Source organism: Planctomycetia bacterium (assembly GCA_034440135.1).
Classification (GTDB): domain Bacteria; phylum Planctomycetota; class Planctomycetia; order Pirellulales; family JALHLM01; genus JALHLM01.
Genome location: JAWXBP010000447.1, coordinates 1 through 24,083 on the forward strand (window position 1 = coordinate 1; position 24,083 = coordinate 24,083).

16 protein-coding genes are annotated in these 24,083 nt (G+C 61.4%); 7 read left to right on the forward strand and 9 right to left on the reverse strand.

What is annotated here, in order from left to right:
- Positions 1-95: 95 nt before the first annotated feature.
- Entirely contained in the window at positions 96-575 is a 480-nt protein-coding gene (locus tag SGJ19_25785) for a molybdopterin-dependent oxidoreductase (GenBank protein MDZ4783674.1), read from the reverse strand.
- Positions 576-709: 134 nt separating this feature from the next.
- Here SGJ19_25785 and SGJ19_25790 point away from each other — a divergent pair, with 134 nt between their 5' ends.
- Positions 710-1,831 carry an AP protein gene (locus SGJ19_25790; protein ID MDZ4783675.1) on the forward strand — a complete coding sequence of 374 codons (1,122 nt, stop codon included), beginning with the start codon at positions 710-712 and terminating at the stop codon, positions 1,829-1,831.
- On the opposite strand, the gene SGJ19_25795 is transcribed toward SGJ19_25790, so the two are convergent.
- The 7 genes from SGJ19_25795 to SGJ19_25825 all read right to left on the reverse strand — a co-directional run bounded on the left by SGJ19_25795 (position 1,811) and on the right by SGJ19_25825 (position 11,865).
- Positions 1,811-2,815 (reverse strand): hypothetical protein, encoded by a 1,005-nt coding sequence (locus SGJ19_25795; GenBank protein MDZ4783676.1) that lies wholly within the window; start codon positions 2,813-2,815, stop codon positions 1,811-1,813. The two genes, SGJ19_25790 and SGJ19_25795, sit on opposite strands and share 21 nt — an antisense overlap.
- Before the next feature lie 126 nt (positions 2,816-2,941).
- Entirely contained in the window at positions 2,942-3,553 is a 612-nt protein-coding gene (locus SGJ19_25800; protein ID MDZ4783677.1) for a hypothetical protein, read from the reverse strand.
- Between the two features lie 31 nt (positions 3,554-3,584).
- Positions 3,585-7,148, reverse strand: a complete 3,564-nt coding sequence (locus SGJ19_25805; protein MDZ4783678.1) for a c-type cytochrome domain-containing protein — start codon at positions 7,146-7,148, stop codon at positions 3,585-3,587.
- 22 nt (positions 7,149-7,170) lie between these two features.
- Entirely contained in the window at positions 7,171-7,599 is a 429-nt protein-coding gene (locus SGJ19_25810) for a PIN domain-containing protein (GenBank protein ID MDZ4783679.1), read from the reverse strand.
- The gene (locus tag SGJ19_25815; protein ID MDZ4783680.1) at positions 7,592-7,858 is read right to left on the reverse strand and encodes a hypothetical protein; all 267 of its coding nucleotides are present in this window, start codon (positions 7,856-7,858) and stop codon (positions 7,592-7,594) included. The genes SGJ19_25810 and SGJ19_25815 overlap by 8 nt, the downstream gene beginning before the upstream one ends.
- A gap of 42 nt (positions 7,859-7,900) precedes the next feature.
- Entirely contained in the window at positions 7,901-10,339 is a 2,439-nt protein-coding gene (locus SGJ19_25820; protein MDZ4783681.1) for a DUF1553 domain-containing protein, read from the reverse strand.
- A gap of 149 nt (positions 10,340-10,488) precedes the next feature.
- A complete protein-coding gene (locus SGJ19_25825; GenBank protein MDZ4783682.1) occupies positions 10,489-11,865 on the reverse strand; it encodes a DUF1501 domain-containing protein in 1,377 nt (458 codons plus the stop codon).
- A gap of 396 nt (positions 11,866-12,261) precedes the next feature.
- Here SGJ19_25825 and SGJ19_25830 point away from each other — a divergent pair, with 396 nt between their 5' ends.
- Positions 12,262-13,527 carry a nucleoside permease gene (locus SGJ19_25830; GenBank protein MDZ4783683.1) on the forward strand — a complete coding sequence of 422 codons (1,266 nt, stop codon included), beginning with the start codon at positions 12,262-12,264 and terminating at the stop codon, positions 13,525-13,527.
- Between the two features lie 244 nt (positions 13,528-13,771).
- Here the strand turns inward: SGJ19_25830 and SGJ19_25835 are convergent, their stop codons facing one another.
- On the reverse strand, positions 13,772-15,007 hold the full coding sequence (locus tag SGJ19_25835) for a serine/threonine protein kinase (protein ID MDZ4783684.1): 1,236 nt from the start codon (positions 15,005-15,007) through the stop codon (positions 13,772-13,774).
- Positions 15,008-15,127: 120 nt separating this feature from the next.
- Here SGJ19_25835 and SGJ19_25840 point away from each other — a divergent pair, with 120 nt between their 5' ends.
- The 5 genes from SGJ19_25840 (at position 15,128) to SGJ19_25860 (ending at position 23,958) form a co-directional block, all read left to right on the forward strand.
- The gene (locus SGJ19_25840) at positions 15,128-16,147 is read left to right on the forward strand and encodes an alpha/beta hydrolase-fold protein (protein MDZ4783685.1); all 1,020 of its coding nucleotides are present in this window, start codon (positions 15,128-15,130) and stop codon (positions 16,145-16,147) included.
- Positions 16,148-16,454: 307 nt separating this feature from the next.
- Positions 16,455-17,231: a sugar transferase gene (locus SGJ19_25845; protein ID MDZ4783686.1), complete on the forward strand. Its 777-nt coding sequence runs from the start codon at positions 16,455-16,457 to the stop codon at positions 17,229-17,231.
- A 94-nt stretch (positions 17,232-17,325) separates the two neighbouring features.
- Complete coding sequence (locus tag SGJ19_25850; GenBank protein MDZ4783687.1) at positions 17,326-18,096, forward strand: YdcF family protein; 771 nt, start codon at positions 17,326-17,328, stop codon at positions 18,094-18,096.
- 277 nt (positions 18,097-18,373) lie between these two features.
- The gene (locus SGJ19_25855) at positions 18,374-19,237 is read left to right on the forward strand and encodes a sulfotransferase (GenBank protein ID MDZ4783688.1); all 864 of its coding nucleotides are present in this window, start codon (positions 18,374-18,376) and stop codon (positions 19,235-19,237) included.
- A gap of 230 nt (positions 19,238-19,467) precedes the next feature.
- Positions 19,468-23,958, forward strand: coding sequence for a hypothetical protein (locus SGJ19_25860; protein MDZ4783689.1), 4,491 nt, complete (start codon positions 19,468-19,470; stop codon positions 23,956-23,958).
- Positions 23,959-24,083 lie beyond the last annotated feature (125 nt).

The window sequence follows — 24,083 nt, forward strand, 5'->3', positions numbered from 1 at the left end:
CCGCACGAATTCCCGCACGGCGGATTGGTGGATAGCGCCGGTGCGGCCAAAGCGTCGCTCAAGGCGCTGTCGGCGATTCGCAAGGCGAATTTGCGCTAGCCCGGCTCATGCAACTTGGCGTGCTCAGTCTCATCCTGCGGGCGGTTATCGAAGCCGCGCTCGCGCGTCAGCTCGATGCGGTCAACGAATTTGACGTTCGCGCATTCGTCGATCTCGGCCGTGCGGCAGGCGGCGTGATCGGGAATAAAGAACCGGAATGGCCCGCCCGCCGCCGCGGGCAGCGGCGCGCCGTCCTGCTGATAGATGAGGACCGCCTTGTCGCTCACCGAACTGAGCGGAACGCTGGCGTGAAAATCATCCGCCCCGGCGTGCAAGGTAATGTACTGAGCCTCGCTCGATGCGCCAGCGAGCCGCAGAATGGTCGCTAACCCCACGGCGTCGCCGCCACGTTTGGCGCCTAGCCGACGTACGTCGCGTACCTGATCCGCCTCCGGCAAAGCGCGAAGGTCGTCGAAGTTCAACGCCAATGCGCGCTCGACCAGGCCGTCGACGCGCAACGAATTGTTTGCATTCATGGAACACCTCGCGGTCGAATGATCGTTGTCCGCAATCCTAATCTCCACTGTACCCGGGCGGGAGTGGACTCGGTCCGTGCTTTCGCGGCGGCCGGACGGTGGTTACAGTAGGACCCATCAACCTGGAGCGAACTATGATGAAGCGATGGCTGATTGTTGGGCTGGCACTTTTTCTGTTGACGTTGCCGTTCCAGAACACGCAGGCCGCCGGGGCAGAGGAACTGCGCACCCGCAACGTGCTGCTGGTCACCATCGACGGACTGCGCTGGCAAGAGGTTTTTCGTGGAGCCGAGGAACGACTCGTTTCGAAAGAAGCCGGCAACGTCAAAGACATACCGGCGACGCGCGCCGCGTATCTCCGCGACAATCCGGCGGACGCCCGCGCGACGTTGATGCCGTTTGTCTGGAACGTCATCGCCAAGGAAGGGCAACTGTTCGGCAATCGCGACGCAGGGAGCGAAGCGAAGGTGCTCAACAATCGCCATTTTTCTTATCCAGGCTACAACGAGATCCTGTGCGGTTTCCCGGACGAACGCATTGGTTCGAATGACAAGATCGCCAACCAGAACATCACGGTGCTGGAATGGCTCTCGCGGCGGCCCTCCGTCGGCGGGCGCGTGGCGGCGTTCTGCTCTTGGGACGTCTTCCCTTACATCATCAACAGCGAACGCTCCGGCATTCCGGTCAACGCCGGCTGGACGCCGTTGGAAGTCGCGGAACACGACGACGAACTGGCGGCATTCAACCGCGTCAACGCCGAACTCCCGCGGATGTGGGCCGGTGTGCGCTACGACACCATCACGGCGTTCGGGGCGCGGGAATACCTGCGACTGAAAAAACCGCGACTACTTTACGTTTCGCTGGGCGAACCGGACGATTGGGCCCATGAAGGGCGCTACGACTTGTATCTGGATTCCACGAAAACGTGCGATCGGCTGATCGCGGAGTTATGGGCGCTCGCGCAAAGTCTGCCCGAATATGCCGGCAAGACGACGCTGGTACTCACCGTCGATCACGGCCGGGGGCGCGACGGCGACGGCTGGAAGAACCACAGCGTCGATATTCCCGGCTCCGACGAAATCTGGATGGCCGTCCTCGGCCCCGATACGCCGGCCCTCGGCGAGCGTACCGGCAACGATTTCACGCAAAGCCAGATCGCGGCCACGGTGGCGCAGTTTTTCGGCGAAGACTATGCCGGCGCGATCCCGACGGCCGGCAAGCCGCTTCCCGGAGTCCTAGGCTCGGCGGCCAAGTAATCCACGGCGACGCAGCGACCAGGAAGCGCCCAAGGCACAGAGCGCGCCCAAGCTCAGGGTCCCCGGCTCGGGTACGACGGGCGTAATCGTCAACGGATTGCCCGCCGCATCTTCCACCAGTAATTCCACGACGAGGTCGCCCGACGACGAGGCGAGAATGCCTCCAGTATCGACGAGCGGCGGTTCGAAGGGAAAACCGTCGATCACGTATTGTGACATGATCAAGTCGAGATCGACCGTAAATGGCACGTTGGTCAGGACCGTCGCCGTGCCCGGCGATAACACGAGATTCGGCGTCAGCGCTCCGAGTCGCTGCTGGCCAGGATTGCCTTGGAATTGAGTCGGCTCGAAGACGCTCAGCAAGGCGAAATCGCCGGTCATGGAAAGGCCCGGATTGACGCTTTGCGGTCCGGCAAGCGAGGCTTGGCCGTGGAACAAATCGAATTTCTGTCCTTCCTGCGTGATCGCGGCGTCGAGCTGCAAATTCACGGTGAAGTCATACTCCGCGAACATTGCCTGCGACGGATAGTCGCCGATCTCGGGCGGCGCATCGACCGGCTGGACCGGATCGATGACTTCGCCCGAACGCTGAATCAATAGCCGCACGCGGGCTGAGTTAATGCCCGGCTCCCCGTTGACGATGAATTCGCCGGTCCCAGCGTTGGCATACCAGTATTGGTGTTTGGCGGAGTTTCCGTTGATGACCCAGCCTTCCCCCCCGGCGGCCTTTTTCAGACTGCCACCGGAAATGAACGCGGCGCCCCATGATCGAGCGTGGGCGCCGGGCTTGTTGACGTTGCCCGTGTCGGCATAGGCGGTCGTGGGATGACTGGCGCTCTTCGTGATGTGCAATTCGCCAGTTGAGTCATGCGCGTGGGCCGTCAACTGCACGGTCCCGGCATTTGCGAACGAGCCAACAGCCAACACCAGAGATGCGGCAAGCAAAGCCGTAAAACTCCGAGCTCGCGAAATCCAGATGGTCATGGGGTCTCTCATTGATGTGAAACGGCCAAAAAGGCGCATTCACTAGCCAAACTTGATGCTAACCGGCGATTCCCGAACTGACAACGAAAAACGCCTTAGCTCATTGTGGGGGGGGCGGCGTGCATTTTAGTCCGCTGCCGGCCCGGTGGGCGGTAAGATGTCCTGCATGCCCTGGCTGGCCCAACGCTCACGGGCAGCGGCGGCAAACCCCATCAGCTGGCCCTTGCGCAGCATGCCGGCCTGCTCAAAGCGGCGTGCGGCGGACGTCGAAAACGCCTTGGCGAGCCCGCCCGGCGCATCGGACTTGGCGGCAAAGACCCCGTTTTGCAGTCCCTGCATGTTCTTCAGGCTCCGAATCTCACCTTCGAGGTAGTGCTCGCGCTGATATGGGTCGGGCAACTCAGCGTATTCAGTCATCTTCTCATCGAGCCAGCGCTCGGCGAGCGAGACCAGGTTTTCCACCAGGATCCGCTTTTGCTTGCGCTGCATTTGCTTATAGTCCGCTTCCCAATCGACGCCGCGGCGCAATTCGCGCTCCAATTGACGCAACATCTGGTTCTGATACTCCGCGGGCAAGTCAACCACGGGGCCCAGCGTGAGGGTACGCACGAACTCGTCGTGATGATCGACCACGGCCACCGGCAATCCGGTCCGCACCGCTTGAACAGCGGCCGCCGCCGAGATGCCCGCCAGAACAAAGAACAACAGCAGCGTAAGTTGATCGCGGAGAAAACGCATGAAATCCTGAAGGGGTGAACCGCGCGACGAACTAGTTGCCACCGTTGCCGGCGAGTTCTGTTGCACGTTTGACATGCAAGATCAGCGGCCGGGAGACCTGGTTACCTTCCACTTCGGCAATCGCGTGGAACGGCCGGCTGGTTTCCGGCACCCAACTCTCGGCCGTCAAAAAGATCTGCCGCTCCGTCTGGCCCGCCGGAATCAGTACGCCGTTGAGGCCGATATTGTCCACGATCACGCCATGAGGCAGGTTTCGCAAGTTGAACTGGATGCGGTCATCGAAGCCATTGCGTTCCACGCGCAACCTGGCAGAGACAGTCGTGCCGGGCGCGATTGTCACGCCATCGCCGGGGCTGGCCGAGGGATCGTCCGGCAGCAGATGCACAATCACTTTCGGCCGCTCGGTGAGTTGAACCTTGCCGAGCGACGCTAATTCCTTGACGACCGGGCTGCCCGCGATCATGGCCCGCGCGACGACCTTGGTTTGCTGCGCGCTTTCCTCGTTCGGCGCCGGAGCGTCCGGCGCCGCGTTGAGGACCGCCTGCGCGGACGTGTGTCCGGCTTGGATCACCAACGGCTGCGAGACGGTGAATCCGGGCGGCAGGCCCGTGATTTCCACTTCGACGTCGTCGTCGAAGCCGTCGATGCGATCTAGATTCACGTCAAAGGCCTGCCCGCTTCCGGCGGCAATCGTCGGGTTGCTGACGCCCAGCGAGACGTTAAAGTCCGGCTTCGGTTCGCGCACGGTGAGGCGATACGCGTAACGATCGCCGTTGAGTCCCCGCACGTCAGTTACGCGCACGAGATACGATCCGGCGGCTGGCGCGGTGAAGTAAATCTTCGAATCGGTCCCGAGGCGGCGCTCCCCGTCGTCGTCGTTCTCGTAGTTCAGCGCGAAGACTGGCAGACCGTTCGGCACTAGATTCGCGCCGATCGGCTGAGGTTCCACGATGTAACAGGGATCGTAAATGGCGTGCGAAGTCGGCGTCGTGTCGAAATAGCCGCGCCGGTTTCCTTGCGCGGTGTAATAAATCATGTCGGAGTCCGGCCCCTGCGGCATGCGGAACAGTTGGCAGACCTCGCCCCCGACGTACAGATACTGGTTGAGATGCATCTCCTCCCAGTTCTTGACGCGGAAGCCGGACGCGTTCGAGTCCGTGGGACGGAATTCGATGTTGGAATCGCGCACCGCTTGCAACAGCACGCGCGGCACGGGTCGCCCGTCCGGAAGCAGCAATTCGATTTTCGTATCAATCGGCGAACCACGCCCGGCGGCATTCGTCTCGATGATCCATTGCTTTCCGGCCGGCGAGTCGAAGCGGAACACATCCACGTCGTGCCCGCCATCGTCCGCGAGAATTCGTCCGCCGACCGTTGCCGGCGCGGCAATCGACGTCGCTCGCTCGGGCGCATCGTTCGGCTCTGCTTCCAGCGATTCCGGCAATGAGCCAACGGCGACCGTCAAATGCCGCCGGAAACGATATTGATTGGCGTCCACCGTCACGCCCGCGTCACCGGATGCGCCAGCGGTGACTTCCGCCGTGGCGTCTGCCGGCAGGTTGTACCCCAGTAGATTGACGCGCGTCTTCGCATCGGGCGGTACGCTGAGCGGGTAGCAACCGGTCACGTACGGCAACTTGCCAATCGAGAGTTGGTAGAAATGTTTGTTCGATCCCGACGCCGCGAGATCCTTGACGCTGGCGCGGTAACGCCCTGACTTGGGAATCTCGAGGGCCACGAGCGGATCCGGCTCGCCGTCAAAGTCGTTGCTGCTGGCCAGCAGCGTGCCGGCTTCGTCGAAGACCGTCAGCACGGCATTCAGTTCGGAACCAAATTGCTTGGCCGAGAGATCGAAAACGATCGTGTCGCCTGCCTCCGCGTCGAACGAAAACGCGTCTTCATCTCCTGGCGTGGCAATCTCGCCCCACACGCCCAACGGCAGCGCGGCGAGTTGTTCGACGGATCTCGGGGCGTCAGCCGACGCTTCGACTTGCTGCGGAATGAAGTCCACATGCAGCACGACGGGCTGGCTCTCAGCCGCGGTGCCTTGCGCTTTGAGCCGCACCGGTCCGCGGAACATGGTGGCGTCCGGCGTCACGTCGATCGTCAACGAGTTGTCATCGCGTGGCGCACCTTCGGCGATCGCCACTTTCACCAGCGGCTCGAAGCTCTCGACGTGCCTGACGGCCGCGAGATGTGCGCCGTGCAGCGTCACGCGCGTAGTCTTGCCTCGCTCCACGCCGCGCGGCGAAACGCTGGCCAATTCCGGTGCTGGCGGCGGAGCGGGCGGCTGAATCTGCCCGGACTCGATTTGAAAGCGCGAGAAGCCGCCATCCAGAAGCGCCACGATAAACGACTGACTATCCGGCGCGACGGCCAACGCCACTGGCCAATCCGTTTGCTGATCCAGCAAATGCCGCTCTACCATTTCTTCGGCGTTCCATACTTTGACGGAGCGATTCTCCGCGGTGCTGACGAGCGACTTGCCGTCCGGCGTGTAGGCCAATCGCAAGATCGCCCCTTCGTGTGCATAGCGCGCATGCAGGATCGGGTTCGTTCCTTCCTTGGCGCCGGCGCCGATTTCCCAGATGCGAATTCGATTGTCCACGCCGCCGGCAGCGACGCGTTTTCCATCCGGGCTGAACGCCACGGCGTAGAGTTCCAACAACGATTGTCCGAGCGTATCAAGCCGCTCGCCGGTCGCCACATTCCAAAGTTTCACTGTGCGATCGCCGCTCGCGCTGGCCAGGATCTGTCCGTCCGGACTGAACTCTAAGTCATAGACGCTGGCGTTGTGACCGTGTAGGGTGCGCGTCGGCTCGCCCGTCTCGAAGTTCCACAGGACGATCTGATAATCGTAGCCGGCGGTGGCCAACGTCTTGCCGTCAGGACTTAGCACGGCGTCGTAGAGGCAGTCCTTGTGACCGCGCAAACTTCGCAGCAACGCGCCGTCGGCGACGTTCCGCACCTGCACTTCGCCGAACAAACCGGGCTCGCCGCCAGCGACGAGTAGTTGCTCGCCATTGGCGATAAACTGCAGGTTGTTCACATTGCCGGGAATGCCGGGCAACTCGCGCAACACGGTTTGCGTGGCGGCGTCCAGAATCTTCACGATGCGATATCCGCCCAGCGCCAGCAACTTGCCGTCGGGCGAAAGCGTCGCGGATTGCAACGTCTGTCGCGCCGGCTTCAGCAGTTCGACTTTGGGCGTGACCAGATTTGCCGGATCCGGCGGCGCGCCGGACGGCCCGCGCGCACCGGCGGCCACCCAAGCGACGATGGCCTGAATCTCTTCCTGCGACGGCGCTTCGCTCCCCTCGGGCGGCATTGCGGGCTCCGCCTTGCCAGTGATCACGCGCACCATGCGACTCAGATCGGGCTGCTCAGCCGTGACCACGGCGCCATGTTCGCCGCCGGCCAGCAGGCCGTCGTACGACTCCAGCGTGAGCTTCCCCTCGCGATCGCCGTCATTGTGGCAACCGACGCAGTACTTGGTGAAGATCGGCGCGACGGCGTTGAAATCGGGCGCCTCGGCACGAACACTTGTTGCGCCGACGAACGTAAGGAACAGAGACAGCAGACGGTACGGCTTCATCATTCGATCGCCAATGTGTGTTTCAACTGTCCGACTCACGCCAATTCGCTAGCTGCAATGGAAAACCTATTTGTCGAATTCGTTCGTAGTGCTTCGTGTTACCGGTGACTAGGACTAAGCCGTGTTCGATCGCCGCGGCGGCGATCATGGGATCATTTGGGCCGATTGGGGCGCCAAGTTTGTCCAACTCCGCTCCAATCTTGCCGGCCAACTCCGCAGTTGTTGCCGTGAACGGCAGAACCTGTTGGTTGCCAATTGCGGCCATAAATCGGGATAAAAGCCTGGCATTGCCGCTCCACCAGTGGCCATGAACAATTTCCATTACGGTCACAGCAGAAATTGTCAGCAAACCCCACTCAGCACGATATTCACGCTCACGAAACAGAACAATTCTGTTTCTACCTCGTTCCACTTCGGACAATATGTCTGTGTCAAGTAGGGCCTTATTCACCGAAGCGTCTCGCGTTTCTTGCTTGCCGCGCCTCCATCGCCAGACGGAGAACCTCGTCCACCACCTCGGGTTCGTCGTAGAACAGTCCGAGCATCGGATTCTCAGGGTCATAGACAAACGGCTCGTCCATCGGAACGGATACTTCCGATTTCGGCGACGCAGGCTCAAGATCCTTGACCAGAATCTCCAGCAACTCCTGCTTCGCGTCGGTCGGCAGGGCGTGAATGATGGGCAAAATACTTGTCAGTTCAGGCAACATCGCGACCTCGCTATTGATTGGGTCAACATTGCTTTCGGCGAACTAGTGATTAAACAAAAACTCCTTACTACTCAGCACGCCCCAGTACACGTCTTCGATCGCCAGTCGGCGTTCCTCCGCAGGAGTTTCGGTTAGCACCGAGAGGATCGAATTCCGCTCACTTTCCGTCGGCTCGCGGCAGAGGGTGCTCAAGTACGCTTCCTGGACGATTTGCTCGTCGCTGGCATTCGCTGCGAGAAGTTGATCGATCCGGTTGCCGGCCTGCGCCAGTTTTTCGTTGATCCCCTTGCCGTTCGAGATATGCAGCACCTGCACCATGCTCGGTTCTTCGGTGCGCTCGCATTCGCAGGTAATGACGCGATCCGGGCGTCCAAAGGTCTTCAGGAAGTACGAGTCCACGTTTGAGTCGGGCAGTTGCATCGCCCGCCAACCGCTCGGGTAACCGGGGAAATTCGTCGGCGCTCCGCTGACTTGCGAGAGCACGTCGAGCATGATTTCGGCCATCAGCCGGCGCGGGTAATAGCGCGAGTAGAACCGCATCTCGGCCTTGTTCTCCGCCAGCGGCTCGCTGCTGCGTTGATAAGCATGCGATTGCAGGATCGTCCGCATCAAGGCCTTGAGATCGTAGCGATTGTCGATCAAGTGCTTCGCCACGGCGTCGAGCAATGCAGGGTTGCTGGACGGATTGGTGAGCCGCATGTCGTCGACGCTCTCCACGAGCCCCACGCCAAAAAAGTTCGCCCAGACGCGATTGCTGATTGACCTCGCGAAGTACGGGTTCTCGGGCGAAGTGAGCCATTTCGCCAGATGTTCGCGGCGCTCGATGTCCGATTCGAACTCAATCGCCTCGCCGTCTAGCGGCTGCGGCTTCTGCGGCTTGCCGGTGAGCGGTTGCACCAGTTCGCCGGCGCTGGCGTTGAAGACCGTGCTGCTGCCGCCGGCCTGACCGTCTTTCACGCGAACGCGGGCCAGCAGGTTGGCCATCGCGAAGTATTGACCGTTCGTCCACTTTTCCATCGGATGGTTGTGGCACTTGGCGCAGGCGATCGACATCCCCAGGAACGCCTGAGAGACCGTTTCCGACAAGTCGGGCGGATCCTTGTGCAGCACAAAGAAGTTCGTAGCGCCGTTTTCCAGCGTGCTCCCGCTGGCAGTAACGAGACGACGGGCGAATTCATCCCAGGGCGTGTTCGCCGCCACGTTGTCGCGGACCCAATTGTAGTACGACCACATTGAGGCCGGTTGCAAGCTCGTCGTGTTCACCAATAGCAGGTCGGCCCACTTGTAGGTCCAATAGTCGACGAACTCCGGCCGCGCCAGCAACGATTCGATCAGCCGATCGCGCTTGTCCGGCGACGGGTCAGCCAAGAATGCTTTGGTTTCGTCGAGCGTCGGCAGCACGCCGATCGTGTCGAGGTACGCGCGGCGGATGAACTCGCCGTCGTTGCATTCCGGCGATGGCGGAATGTTGAGCGCCTGGAGCTTGTCCAGGACCAACTCGTCGATAAAGTTTCGTCGCGGCGCCTCGGCAAACGTTGCCGCCGGCACGTCTTGCTCGAACGGCACGCTCACCGTGGCGATGGCGACCTGACTCAAGTACCAGGCCGTGACGGCGCCTTCGCCATTCCCGACCACTTGCACGTTGCCGCGCTCATCGGCGTTGGCGACTGTCTGATTCGTCGACGTGAATAAGCACCAACGCGTGACGTCTTCAATGCGGCCGTCGTTGAAGTGACCTTGCACGATCAACTGCTGCGAGACGCCCGGCTTGAGCACGGTGTTCTTGGGCAGGATTTCCAAATGATCGAGCCGCGCGTCGTCTTCGCTCGGCGGCGGCGTGCCCGCGGCGATCCATTCGGCGATCACGCGATACTCCGGCGAACCGACGTCGAACCGCACGCCTCCCTTATGCGGCACCGCGCCGGTCGGCTTCGTCAGAAACAAGCTGCGGCCCGGGTCGCTAGGCACGATCCGCCGTCCGCGCGCTTGGCGCGAGAGCGTGCGGCAATCGCCGTCCGGGTCGTAACCGCGCAACGAGAGCTTGAAGCCATTCTTGCCAGCGAGCGCTCCGTGGCACGCGCCCGTACTGCAACCGGTCTTGGCGAGCACCGATTCGACATGATTCCGAAAGCTCCACTCGTGCGGTTGCTCGAAGTCTACGACCGTGACCTCGGCCAGCGCGGTGCGCTCGCCCACGGCTGCCGTCACGGTCGCCGTGCCATTGCCGCGCGGGACCGCCATTTGATCGACGATCTCCACCACCTTGGGATCGCTCGATGTGAACTTCACGTCTTCGACATGCTGCCCGCGATACTTGTCGTCGGAAAGTTCCTCGACCAACATTCGATGCGCGAACTCTGGCCCAGAGAGCTTGATCGACGCGGGCAGAACCGCCAACTCCCCGGCGCGCGATGTGCCGGTCGCCAGACAAATTGCCAGGCTGACTACCAACGGCGCGATCGAAAACAAGCGGGAGATCATCAAACGCTCCGCCATGAAAAGCAGCAAAGAAAATGAATCGGCCGGCGGGAAGCTATCCATGTTGGCCAAAGATGGACGGCAAGTCTTCCGCGTGAGCGGCGATTCGTCCGCAGCCCACTGAAGACTGAACACTGAAAACTTCCAACTCGCTAGAACAACTCCCGAATCTCATGCTTGCCAAAATCGACCAACGGGAACGGCCGACCATTCGGGCCGGGCAGCGTGGTTTCCAGATCGAGGCCGAGCGAGCGATAGATGGTCGCTACGACTTCCGGCGGATCGACCGGACGTTCGGCCGGGACGCCGCCGATGCCGTCGCTGCGACCCACGACGCGGCCTCCTTGGACGCCGCCGCCGGCAAAGTACACCGTCCAGCATTGCGGCCAGTGATCGCGTCCGCCGGCCGGATTAATCCGCGGCGTGCGGCCGAACTCGGCCAGGTTGCACACCATGGTGTTGTCCAACATGCCGCGCTGCACCAGATCTTCGATCAACGCGCTGTAGGCCTGATCGTACATCGGCGCGACGATATCTCGCATGCCCTCGATCGACGTGAACGGCTGCGAGCCGTGGATGTCCCAGGTGATCTCGTCGAACACGGTCAGGAACGTGTTCACCGTGACAAAGCGCACGCCGGCTTCGATCAACCTTCTGGCCAACAAGCAACTCTGGCCGAAGCGCGTCATGCCGTAGCGATCGCGGACCGATTGCGGTTCCTTCGAGAGATCAAACGCCTCGCGGGCCTGCGTGCTGGTCATCAGCCGGTAGGCGGCCTCGAAGTTACTGTCCATCAACTGAGCGCTGTCGGTCGCTTCGAAGTTTTTCACCGTTTGATCGACGATCGAACGCAACTTGCGCCGGCGATCAAGCCGCGCCTGACCGATCTCCGGCGGCGGCAGCATGTCCGGCACTTGGAAATTCGGCTTCGAAGGATCCGCCATCAATGCGAAGGGATCGTAGGCCTTGCCTAGAAAACCGGCGTCCTGCCCGTGCGGCATGTTGCCGCCGGTGCGCCCCATGGGTTCCGGCAGAATCACGTGTGCCGGCAAGTCCGTCTTCCGCCCGCGCAGGTACGTCAACGCGCAGCCGGCATGCGGCGTGTTGACGCCGCCATTGAACAGCCGGCCGGTTTGCAGCATCTGGTGGCCAGTGTCATGCACGGCCGCCGCGGTGTGATAACAGGTGCGGACCAGCGAGAACTTGTCGGCGACCTTGGCGTGCAGCGGAAAGATTTCCGAGATGTCGAACTCGGACGACGCCGTTTTGATCGGCTTGAACGGCCCGCGGATCTCCGCCGACGCTTCCGGCTTCATGTCCCAGGTATCAAGCTGGCTCGGCGCACCGAGGTTGAAGATCATGATCACCGACCGCTCGTCGTGATCTTGCTGCACCGCGCCGCGGGCTTTCAGGTCCATCAACATCGGCAGCGACATGCCGATGGCGCTCAGCGCCCCGGCCTGCAGAAAATCGCGCCGCGTGACGCCATCGCAGGTCTGAGCGCGTCCGCGCCCGGTGAGTTGCAGCATTGGCCGGTTCCTCCGCCTTCAGCAAAGAGCATCACCCAGGGCGTCTCGAAAGCCGCCCGCACCACACTCCCCGATGCTATCGCCCCGGGGAGCTAAGATCAAGCATTTCAGCCGGTTACGCGAGCGGTCCGGGGGCGGTTTTGCGGTGCGGGGTACGTCTTGTCCACGACGATTTCTCCAAGCCCAGGGAAGGCCCCCGTAGACATTGCCATTGGTAAAGTCTCCGAGGGCCTTCCCGGGGCTTAGCGTCGAACAGCGGTGCGGATCAAAAAAACCGTGGCGCAGCAGCTTCCGGCGCGGGCCGGGGGGGTCTAGAATGCCGGCTTCGCTCGCCGATCGGCGGTTGATCCGGCGGCGTTTCCCTGTCGAACTCTCGACGTCCAAGGAGTACACATCGTGGCATCGGCTGGCGCACCATCGGTCCCGGAAGCGAACGTCCCATTGAAAATGGGGACCCGCCTGCAGTTGTCGACGATGATGTTCCTCCAGTATCTAACCTGGGGAACCTGGTTCGTCAGCCTGAGCGCCTACCTCTCCGCGAACACAGGAGAAGCCGGGAAGCAGATTTTCCCGGAGGGCTTCGTCGGCCGGGCCTACGGTACGGCCGCCATCGCGGCGATGATCGCGCCGTTCTTCGTCGGCATGATCGCCGACCGCTTCTTCGCCACGCAACACGTACTCGCCGTGCTGCACATCGTGGGCGCCGGCATTCTCTACTATCTTTCGACGGTTGAAACGCCCGGGCTATTCTATGGCGTGATGCTGGCGTATTTCCTTTGCTTCATGCCGACGTTGGCGCTTACCAATTCAATCTCCTTCCATCATTTGCCGAACCCGGGGCGCCAGTTCCCCGGCATTCGCGTGTTGGGAACCATTTCCTGGATTTGCGCCGGGCAGTTGACCGGCGCGATGGGTTGGGGCACGTCCAATACCGCGATGCAGGTCGCGTCGGGTTTCTCGCTGCTACTTGGCATCTATTGCTTCTTCCTGCCGCATACGCCGCCGAAGAATGTCGGCCACGCGGTAACAGCTCGCGACGTGCTCGGACTTGACGCCTTGGCATTGATGAAGCGCGTACCTTTCGCGATTTTCGTGCTCGGCTCGTTCTTGGTCGCCATTCCCTTGCAGTTCTACTACAACTACACGAACGGCTTCTTGACCAATATCGGCGTCGAGAACGCCACCGGCAAAATGACCTATGGTCAGATGTCGGAAATCTTCTTCATGCTGTTGATGCCCGTCTTTTTCGCGCGGCTGGGTGTTAAGTGGATGCTGCTCGTCGGCATGCTTTGTTGGGCGCTGCGTTACGTGCTGTTCGCGTTCGGAAACTCGACGGACGGGATGTGGATGCTTTACATCGGCATCCTGCTGCACGGCATCTGTTACGACTTCTTCTTCGTCACCGGCCAGATTTACGTCGACAACGAAGCCGACGAACGTATCCGCGGCGCCGCGCAAGGCTTCATCGCCTTCATCACGCTCGGCATCGGCGGCTTCATCGGCGCGGAACTCTCGTCCTATGTCGACCGCATGACGGTGACCACGGGCGCGATCACCCACGACTGGAAAACCTTCTGGCTCATCCCAGCCGCGTTGGCCGCCGGCGTGATGGTGCTGTTTGCGGTGGCGTTCCACGATTCGAAATCGAAGGCTGGGACGTAAGCCATCGCACGAATCCGATTGTCGTGAATTGAGCCCCACAGAGGGCGTTAGATAATAGCCAGGGGTGCGAACCCCTGGAAAAATCGCAATCAAATGATTTGAACCCTATCGGGGCGACACGATTTCCGCGCCGGCGGTGTGTCGCCCCGGTGGGGCTCATTCATGTTTTGTCGGTCCTTCGACCAGGGGGTGGCACCCCTGGCTATTGTCTGTCGCCCCGATCGGGGCTTGAACTGGCGCGAGACTATCTCCCCAACGGCAACCAGCGCGGATGATCCGCCCCATGATCATCGATGCCGCGCGTGATCAGGCGCGCGTTGCTGCCGTCGCGGTTCATGACCCAAATCGCCGGTGCTTCACCCACGGCGGCACGGCAGAAGACGATCTCCTTCCCGTCCGGCGATTCGCCCGCTCGGAAATCCCATACTGAAGGCTCGCTGGGCGTGAGGCTTTCGACCTTGCCGGATACGGGGTCGAGAAGGCAAATCTCCGTGCCGCCCTGTGCCGACTCCGGCTTATAGTCGCGGTTGAAATGATCGGTATCAGGGCGATCCGGCTGGTATTCCCAAGCCACTCTCGCGCCAGGTGTGCGGCGCGGGAAGAGGATTTTGCCGTCGTGCGTCCAGGACGGGACGTTCGAGCCGCCGCCGCGGGTTTCCGGGCTTCCGTAGGTGGCGGCGAACCACATCGCCTGGTCGGAAGTCAGCACGCGATGTTCCGAGCCATCGGCGCGGCCGATGCAGACGTCGGCCCAATCGTGGCCCGGGTCCTGTTGGTAGTGGCAATCGACATAGAGAATCCATTGCCCGTCCGGCGACCAACAGGTGCCGAAGTAAAGATGCGCCGGCGACGCTGCCACCTTGATACGGTCACCGCCTTCGACGTCGCTGTTCCAAACTTGATAGCCTTCCGGACTCGCCAGGTGATAGGCGACGCGCTGGCCGTCCGGGCTGAGGCTGAGTCCATACGGGAGCCCTTCGCCCGCCTTGGTGAACTCGCGCGGATCGCTGCCGTCGAGCCGCACACTGTAAGTCTGACCGACCGTTCCGCGCACGACTTGGACGAGCATTCGCTCCTCGTCTTTCAGCAGCAATTGCGGGGTGACAAAGGTGGCCAGCCGATGCTCCGCGCCGATTTCCTGGAGATCGCCGCTGATCAAGTCATATGTCCAGAGATGCGTTGGCGTCTGCGTGTAATAAACCTCAAACGGCTTGCCCGGCCCGTCGCGGCGTTGTTCCATGCTGAGGACTACGATGCGCCGCCCATCCTTGAACATCCCGCCGGGCTGCCAGGTCACTTGGTCGGGCGCTTGAAAATCGAGATAGCGGACTTGGTCCGCTTCAACGTGGCCGGTTTTGCCTTGCGACGTGAAGAGAAACCGGGACGTAGTCGCAGGCGTTTCCGCCGCGAAGCATCGCGACACGGCGGCTGGCGCAAAAGCAATGGCGGCGACGAAAGCGAACATCAAGACGCGTGGCATGGCGATCGCCCCACGGAGAACTTTGTGGAATTCCAGGATTTGCACAGCGTAACGTCGCCAGCATAGAATCGCGACCACATTTCCGCGCTCGCCCGCCCCGAATCTGCCGGAGTTCCCGCTATGCGTTCATCGCGACTTGCCTTTTTGGCGTTACTTGTTGCCTTCGCAGCGCCGCTCGGAGCCGTTGCCGGCCCGCTCGATGACCTGTACCAGCTTGGCCCCGATTCCGCGCCGCATGAAGGCGTGCCGCAAGGCAAGGTGGTCGGGCCTTTGACGTTGGCCAGCGCGATCGCCTATCCGGACACCACGCGCAATTACTGGGTCTACGTCCCCGCGCAGTACGATCCGACCAAACCGGCGTCGCTGATGGTGTTTCAGGACGGGCACGCGTTCGTCAATCTGGAAGGCGATTACCGCATCCCGTTTGTGTTCGACAATTTGATCTATCGCCGCGAGATGCCGGTCACGATCGCGGTGTTCATCAATCCGGGCCGCACGGCGGACCAGAAGGAAGCCTCCGGCGAGGAATGGGGCGACCGGACCAACAACCGCCGCGTCGAATACAACGCGCTCGACGACAAGTACGCGACGTTGATCGTCGACGAGTTGCTGCCCACGCTGGCGAAGGATTATAACCTCTCGACGGATCCGAACGATCGCGCCATCTCCGGTGCGAGTTCCGGGGCGATCTGTGCCTTTACGGTCGCCTGGCAGCGGCCGGATCAGTTCCGTAAGGTGATCAGCACCATCGGCAGTTTCACTAACATCATGAGCGGGCACGTTTATCCCGACCTGATCCGCGAAAGTGACCCCAAGCCGATTCGCGTCTTTTTGCAGGACGGCCTGAACGACAACCGCGGCCAGCGGCGGGGCAATTACGACCCCAACTGGGACTGGTTCGCCCAGAACGTGAAGATGGTCGAAGCCCTGAAGGAGAAGGGATACGACTTCAACCACGTGTTCGGTATCGGCACCCATTCTAACAAGCAGGGCGGGGCGATCATGCCGGACATGCTGCGCTGGCTGTGGCGCGACACTCCCCGTTCGGTCGACCCTGATGACGAAACAGGACGACAGCCGTTGCCCGGAAGCAACGTCAGCGAGCCGAAGCCGCCAACGGAAGTCGGTTCAGGGCGATAATCACCCGGGTTGGGGGATTTGGACGCCCGCAAAACCGGATTACTGGGAACGCTGGGACATCCAGTCGAGTTTCGGCCCAGTTTCTGCAAACTAGCGACGTCGTGGAAGGATGGGTCGAATAGTCAAAAGAAATGCTGGGTAATTTGCAGGAAATACATGAACATTTGCACCTCGGAACCAACTGCAAATGTAATTTTTTCGGAAAAGTAACCCCCAGATTGTGGAGTTTCTGGCCGCTGACGGTTAGTCTATGCGAATCGGCAACCAGAGTGACAGCTATGAGTAGACACCCCTGAGGACCAACACGATGTCTGTGATGACGCCGGGCAGCTCCGTCATCGAACGCTTCGTCAATGAGACCCCCGTCCAGGTGACGCGGGCCGCCAAGAAGACCAGCGCGACTCCCTACTTCGAGTGGAAGGGGGGCTTCGACCGTACGGTCGCGGCGATCATGTTGATCCCCGCGATGCCCCTCATGCTGGTTTTGTTTGCACTCGTGCGACTCACCTCGCGAGGTCCTGCGCTGTTCAAGCAGGAACGAGTCGGACTGAACGGCAAGCCGTTTACGATGTACAAGATTCGCAGCATGTACCTGAATGCTGAGTCGCTCAGCGGCCCGGTTTGGGCGAGCGCACGCGATCCTCGGGCGACGCCGTTGGGACGGGTGCTGCGTAAGCTGCATCTCGATGAGTTGCCGCAGTTGTTGAATGTGCTGTTCGGCGAGATGTCGCTCGTCGGCCCACGACCCGAGCGACCGGAATTCACGAACTGCTTGGAGAAGGACGTCCCGCACTACTCCGAGCGGTTTTTGGTTCGTCCCGGCGTGACGGGTTTGGCGCAAGTCAATCTTCCGCCGGACACGGATCTGGAAGGCGTGCGTCGCAAGTTAGCGCTTGATCTGGAGTACATCCGCACCGGCGGGCTATGGTTGGACGCGCGCATCTTGGTCTGCACGTGCTTCCGATTGACAGGGCTGTCGTCCGCGCACCTGGTACGGCTGATGGGTTTGCGGCGCTTGCCTAAGACGGTTGTCGCGCGTGAGCACGTCAACGGTCACGCGAGCCTGCCGGTGAAGCCCCGCTAAGCTTTCGCCCAACTTGAATTCGATCACCACCTAGACTGGCTGCGCTATGCGCAGCCAGTCTTTTCATTTCCCCGCACGCTCTTTGGATCGCGCCGTGTACGATCTGCTGAGTTGGTTCGTGCAGCCATATCCGTTGCTGCTCATGGCGCTCGGCGTGGCGATTCTGCGTCTACGGAGGCCGTGTCAGGAACATCGAAACCGTTGGCGCATCGCCCTCGGCGCTTACGTCGCACTTTGCATCAGCAGCACGCCCGCGGTATCGCACGTCGCGATGCGCTTCGTGGAGAGCGGTTATCCTCAGCGAGTCGTGACGCCAACGAATGGCGACGTCATCATTGTCTTGACCGGCAACTTCCTGCGGGCCGATGCGCGCCGTCCCTACGACGAACCGGGCGATAGTTCACTCTTTCGCTGCTATCACGTTGCGCGCATCTACCGCCTGAGGCGTTGCCCGATCATCGTTACCGGCGGTACGCCCGATCCGTCGGTCCCTGGTCCCAGCAATGCCGCTATTATGCGCGATTGCCTGCTGGAGGTGGGCATTCGCGCCGAGGATGTCCAAATCGAGGAACGCTCGAGAAATACCGCGGAAAGCGGTCGCGAGTGCACCTTGATGCTGAAGGAACTGGCCGCGAAACGGGTGATTCTCGTCACCGAGGCGTTCCACATGCGACGCACGATGTTGTCGTTTGCCAACATTGGAGTTCCGCTGGAACCGGCGTCCTGCGCGATGCGTTCTGGGGAATTCCGCTGGACCGTGCGCAATTTCCTCCCCTCGGCGAGCGCTTTGAGCTCCCTGCAATTGAGTTCGCACGAAATCGTCGGGCTGATTTGGTATCGGTTGCGAGGAAGCGGCCAGCGGTAACGGACGATCCGCCGATCCAATCTGTTTCTTCGGTACGGAATTGCGGGTTCGCCACGGCACAACTAGACTATTTGAGGGGCGGCAAATCTCACGGATTGACGCCGGAAGGATTCACCTCGGCCGTAAGCGTTCGCCGCTTCAAGGTCCGCTCGTTCGAGACGGAGCCTTGCTTGGCCGTGCTTTCCGGAATTACGCCCCCTTGTTGCAATACGGCGACACGGTGCGCCTCGTCTGAGTCGTGAGCTTTTTGGAGTGCGAATCGTTGGAAATCGCTTCGATGTTACCGCTTGTCATTGTGGTCGGCACGGGCCGCTCGGGAACTTCAACGCTTTGGCGCATCTTTCTCAATACATTCAACTACGCGATGGCTTACGAACCCCGGTTCGTCATTCCCTATTCGCGTGAGCAACACGGCGATTTGAAACAGTTGGCGAATCAGCGCCGCTTGCTGGAGCGCATCGCGCCCGAGTTGAATCACGAGATTGATTGGGATTTCGACGCGGCCTTGCGCGAGGTGGTGTCGCCCGACTACGGCAGCGTGGTGCTCGCCGGGCTGCGGTTCATCGCCGGCGTGCAATCGAAGAGCGGGATCGGCTGGAAGGATCCGTCGGATTCCTACCACATGCGCGATTTGGCCAAGCTTTTTCCCTCGGCCAAGTTCGTCCACATCATGCGGAACGCGCATGACGTCGCTGCGTCGCTCGTTTCGCGCACTTGGGGACCCACGAATCTGTACACCGGCGGCCTTTATTGGTCGCGCACCATCGAAGAGATCTGGCGGGCCAAAGAATCGCTGCCGGGGCGCTTTCACGAAGTTCGCTTCGAGGACTTGTTCGAGCGGCCGGAGCCGACCGCCGAGGCGTTGGCCACGTTCATTGATTCGCCGATGGCTCCGAAGTTGGTGAACTATATTCAGCGTCGGCGCGAAGCGGATCGCATCCTGGCGTGGAAGCGCAACATGTCGCGCGACGGCCGCCGGTTGGTCGAGGCGGCCGCACAACAGACGCTCATCACTGCCGGCTACGATACGGAATTCCACGGCCAAGCGAAGATCTCATCCGCAGAGGCCGGTTGGCTGGTCGCCACTGATTTTTGCCGTCGCGGCGCCCGTCGGGCGCGTAGGCAACTAGCCCAGAAGTAAGCGTGACGATCCGCCGCTTGCGTGACGTCGCGTTCCCCAGGGAAATACGGATTCGCAGCGTGTTCTGGCGACCGCGGAAATGGCTGAGCAGAATAGTCCCACAGCGGAGGCTCCCGCTTTCGTAGATACCGGCGCTCTCTGGTCCGGGTTGTAGCCGCTGGGTAAGGTAGCAGGTTGTGCCTGACGGCATCCGCGCGCCCACCCGCTTCGCCTGAATCAAGTTGTGCAGCATGAGTAAACCTCCACGCCTTCGCCGTTCCCGTTCCGTGCGCGCGAGCAAGTTCCGTTTCGAGCACCTCGAAGATCGCCGGCTGTTGGCCGAGACGCCCGTCCTGGTGGCGGATCTCAATTCGACTTTTCAACCCTCAAATCCGCGCGACTTCACGCGCGTGGGGGATACCACGTACTACGTGGTCTCGTCCGGAACGGAGGACGGCGGTTCCAATACCCTCAATACGGAGCTCTGGAAAGAAGTCGACGGCATCCGCTCGATGGTCCGCGATATCGCGGAAGGAGATGCAAGTTCGGATCCGCAGTTGCTTACGCCCGTTGGCGACCTGCTTTATTTCTCCGCAGATGACGGACGGGGACGAAATCTGTGGCGGACCGATGGAACGTTCGACGGGACGGTTTTTGTGCCTGCATTTGGTAGTTTCACCAGCAACATTCAGGCGATCACGTCGTTTCGCGACAGGGCGTATTTCATTGCGAACGAATTCTTGTGTCTCGTTGGCGAGTTTGGCGTGTCCATCCTGTTGGAAAACTCCGCTTTCGGCCAATACGGCCTGGGAACGGAACTCGTTGGGTTGGGGGATCAGGCGCTGTTGTTCAGTGCGACAGCGCGGCCAAACCTAGGCGTTGAACCCTTCACAATCGACGTTACGGGGGAGGGAACGAAGCTCTTGAAAGACATTCGGTCGCTGGGGGGCAGTTCGTTTCCGCTTGGCTTCTATGAATGGCAAGGCCACCTTTACTTCAGCGCTCGCTCGGTTGCCGGCTCCGATGGCGTGTTATGGCGGACGGACGGTACTGAGGCCGGAACCGAATTGGTGAGCCTGACCGTCGTCCGCGACAATCCGCCGATGGCGAATACGTCGGACAAGCTCGTGGTGTTGGCTGAAGGGGGTCTGTACTTCAGCGACGGCACCAGCGCCGGCACGATCAACGTGCCACTCCCAGCTGGCTTGGTCTTTGGTTTCGATTCCCGACAGCCCGGTCGGTTCGTCGGCGCAGGCGACAACGTGTACTTCTATCCCCGCAGCGCCGACGGCTTCGAAGTCTGGACGTCCGACGGCACAGCAGAGGGGGCGCGACAATTGCGCGACATCGCACCCGGCGGCGCCAACAGCAATGCGCGCGACTTCACTTCATTCGGCGGCAAGATGTATTTTGTCGCGGACAGTCCCTTAGATGGCACGGAGTTGTGGGTTACCGACGGCACGACGCAGGGAACGATTTCGCTGACCGATTTCAGCACGACGGCCGTTAACGTACCCATCGCCGAACTGTTCGTCGACGAAGGCGAGGTGCATTTCGTCGTCGGCGGAAGCGCGTTGTGGCGCACCGACGGAACGGTCCAGGGCACAAGGAAAGAAGCCGATCTCGGTTTCATCCGCGCCGGCGTCGGCACGGATGACTTCTTCGCCGTCGGTTCGACGTTGCTCTTCATCCAGCGGGATTCCACATCCGGCGACCTCTGGAAATCCGACGGTACGCCCGCCGGCACGTCGATCCTGTTTCCCGACATCGAAGACATTGCCAACACGAAAGACGTTTACGCGTGGAACGGCGCCACGTATTTCGCGGCCCGCACGGACGCTGCCGGCATGGAACTCTGGAAGACAGATGGCACGGCCGACGGGACCGTACCGGTACGCGACATCTTCCTTGGCGCAAGTGATTCCAACCCTGCGAACTTCTACGAGTTCGGCGGACAACTCTATTTCTCCGCCGGCGACGCCGTGCATGGCGTGGAACTCTGGCGCACCGACGGCACGTTCGAAGGCACGGTGCTCGTGCAAGACGTTCGTGTCGGCGCCGGCGACTCGTCCCCCAGCGATTTCGTGGAACTGAATGGAATCCTCTACTTTGCCGCCTCCGGCAGCATTCACGGCAACGAACTCTGGCGCACCGATGGCTCAAACGCCGGCGCGGTGATGGTCCGCGACATCAATCCGGGGAGCGCGCCCTCGGATCCGCGACAACTGACGGTCGTCGGCAATCAGATCTTCATGCAAACCGCACACGCGCCGGGACTCTGGAAGAGCGACGGCACGCTGGCAGGCACGCGGCCCGTGCTCTATGGCGGTCCTGCCCCGGACAACCTGACCGCATTCGAAGGTGAGTTGTTCTACACCGACGGCGCCGGCGGCCTTTGGAAAACGGACGGCACCGAATTCGGCAGCTCGTTCATTCAAACCACGTTTGGCATCGATCGCGCCGAGGGGATCACGATCTTCGACGGCGCCATGTACTTCGCGGCCCGCGAGGCCTATGAAAACTCCAGCTACCAGTTGTGGCGCAGCGACGGCGCCACGGCGGGAACGAACGTCGTGGCCAAAATCACTCCCGATGGTTCCAGCGCGCGCTTGCAGAGCTTGACGGCCGTCGGAGATCAACTCTTTTTCGTCGCCGATGACGGCATCGCTGGGCCGGAACTCTGGCAAACCGACGGAACGGAGATTAGCACGGGACTGGCGTTCGATTTGCGTCCCGGTCCCCTCGGCGCCGAGTTGACCTATCTGACCGACGTCGCCGGCGCCTTGTTCTTTGCTGGCAACGACGGCCTTGTCGGCAATGGCTTGTGGACGCTGGCCGATTCCGACGACGTCGAGCCGCCCACCGTGGCGGGCATGTACATCGGAGCGGCGCCACTCGAAGGCGACGACACGCTCTTGGAACGCCCGCTGGTGATGACGTTTTCTTTCTCCGAGACATTGTCGGAGATCGGCGGGGCTGGCGGCGTGCGTAGTGCCATCAATCGCGTCAACTACCGGCTGCTGGACGGCGGCGCCGATGTCTCATCGCTGATTGATTTCGCCGCCGCCCAGTTCAACGAAGTCCGCGATGCGTACGAAGTCACGTTGGGATTCACTCACCCGCTGACGAACGGCCATTACACCTTGGTGGCTACCGCGGCATTGCGCGACTTGGCTGGCAACGATCTCGACGGCGACCACGACGGTTCGGAAGGGGGCGATTTCGAGATCGAATTCGAGGTGCGCACGCCAGTCGAGATCGGCGAGGAATTTCGGATCAATCAGACCACGACGGCCGATCAACGCACGCACGGCACGACGCCGCAAGCGGTCGCGGTCGACGCAGACGGCGATTTCGTCGCCACCTGGACCAGTTACAACCAGGACGGCGACGCTGGAGGAATTTATGCTCGCCGCTATCAGAGCGACGGCCTGCCGCTCAGTGATGAATTCCGCGTGAACACCACGACGGCGGGTACGCAGCGCAACGCCACGATCGCCATGGACGCAGACGGCGATTTCGTCATCACCTGGAGCAGCGACGGGCAAGATGGCGACGGTTATGGCGTGTACGCCCAACGCTTTGCCGCTGACGGCACGCTGCAAGGCTCGGAATTCTGCGTCAATCAGGCCACTGCCGGTCATCAACGATTCTCGCTCGTGGCGATGGACGACGACGGTAATTTCGCCGTCACCTGGACGGGCAACGACGCGGAGACGCTCGGCGTGTATCTGCGGCGCTTCGACGCCGATGGCATTGCACTGGGCGATGAGTCGCTCGTCAACGAAACGCAAACCGGCGCGCAGCGATTTTCCAACATTGCCATGGCGCCCGACGGCCGTATCGCCGTCGTATGGAGCAGTCCCAGCGAACTCGCTCAGGGCGATGAAGCCTTTGGGAGACTTTACGCCGGTGACGGTACGCTGACGACGGGCGAATTTCGCGTCAACGACCTGACGTCCGGCACGCAGCAGGCTGGAGTCGTCGCAATGGACGACGCGGCGAACTTCGTCGTGGCGTGGCAGTCGACGACCGGAGCGGACGCCGGCGACATTTACGTCCGGCGTTTCGATGCAGCGGGCGCGCCGCTTAGCGGCGACTTACTGGTTCCGTCCGTCAACGTCGGCACGCAGCGCTCACCGAGCGTCGCAGTCGACAATGACGGCGATTTTGCGATTGCCTGGAGCAGCGGCGATCAGGACGGCAGCGGCTACGGCACGTATGTCCGCCGGTTCGCCGCCAATGGCTTGAGCGTCACGGCCGCGTTGCCGGTCAACGTGGAAACGCAGGATCAGCAGATTCACCCCACGGTCGCCCTCGACGACGACGGCGAGATGCTGGTCGTTTGGAGCAGCCTCGGCCAGGACGGCGATGGCTATGGCGTCTACGGGCGGCGTTTCGCGCCGGCGAATCCCTTGGTCGGCGACACGAACGGCGATCTCAAGGTCGACGTCGTGGATCTCAACAACGTCCGCAACACCTTTGGTCAGAGCGGTCCCGACGTGGCCGGCGATACGAATGGCGACGATACGGTCAACGTGGAAGACCTCAACGCCGTGCGCAACAATTTTGGCGCCTCGGTCGTGCCTACCAGCGCCTCAAGGCAAACGAGCCGCACGACTGCGCCGCGGTCAGCGGTTCGCCAAATCGACCTTCCGCGCATCAAACATGCAGCGGCCGTCTGGGATCAGGCGATTCTGGAATTCCTCGACGTAAAGCCATTCAAGCCTCGCGTTCGTTAGACGTAGTGACTCGACACGGGCCCCGCGCGCGAATCTCTCAAATCTCACTTTTGACACTCGACGCGGCGTGTGCCACATTAGCGACTCCTGCAAACACGATTTCACGTCGCGTCTGGAGTCACTAC

What these genes read in the sequence shown, in the direction of transcription:
- SGJ19_25845 (MDZ4783686.1), top strand. Translation starts at nt 16,455, where the DNA reads ATGTCTGTGATGACGCCGGGCAGCTCCGTCATCGAACGCTTCGTCAAT.
- SGJ19_25785 (MDZ4783674.1), bottom strand. Translation starts at nt 575, where the DNA reads ATGAATGCAAACAATTCGTTGCGCGTCGACGGCCTGGTCGAGCGCGCA.
- SGJ19_25860 (MDZ4783689.1), top strand. Translation starts at nt 19,468, where the DNA reads ATGAGTAAACCTCCACGCCTTCGCCGTTCCCGTTCCGTGCGCGCGAGC.
- SGJ19_25835 (MDZ4783684.1), bottom strand. Translation starts at nt 15,007, where the DNA reads ATGCCACGCGTCTTGATGTTCGCTTTCGTCGCCGCCATTGCTTTTGCG.
- SGJ19_25820 (MDZ4783681.1), bottom strand. Translation starts at nt 10,339, where the DNA reads ATGATCTCCCGCTTGTTTTCGATCGCGCCGTTGGTAGTCAGCCTGGCA.
- SGJ19_25805 (MDZ4783678.1), bottom strand. Translation starts at nt 7,148, where the DNA reads ATGAAGCCGTACCGTCTGCTGTCTCTGTTCCTTACGTTCGTCGGCGCA.
- SGJ19_25790 (MDZ4783675.1), top strand. Translation starts at nt 710, where the DNA reads ATGATGAAGCGATGGCTGATTGTTGGGCTGGCACTTTTTCTGTTGACG.
- SGJ19_25795 (MDZ4783676.1), bottom strand. Translation starts at nt 2,815, where the DNA reads ATGACCATCTGGATTTCGCGAGCTCGGAGTTTTACGGCTTTGCTTGCC.
- SGJ19_25855 (MDZ4783688.1), top strand. Translation starts at nt 18,374, where the DNA reads ATGTTACCGCTTGTCATTGTGGTCGGCACGGGCCGCTCGGGAACTTCA.
- SGJ19_25815 (MDZ4783680.1), bottom strand. Translation starts at nt 7,858, where the DNA reads ATGTTGCCTGAACTGACAAGTATTTTGCCCATCATTCACGCCCTGCCG.
- SGJ19_25825 (MDZ4783682.1), bottom strand. Translation starts at nt 11,865, where the DNA reads ATGCTGCAACTCACCGGGCGCGGACGCGCTCAGACCTGCGATGGCGTC.
- SGJ19_25840 (MDZ4783685.1), top strand. Translation starts at nt 15,128, where the DNA reads ATGCGTTCATCGCGACTTGCCTTTTTGGCGTTACTTGTTGCCTTCGCA.
- SGJ19_25800 (MDZ4783677.1), bottom strand. Translation starts at nt 3,553, where the DNA reads ATGCGTTTTCTCCGCGATCAACTTACGCTGCTGTTGTTCTTTGTTCTG.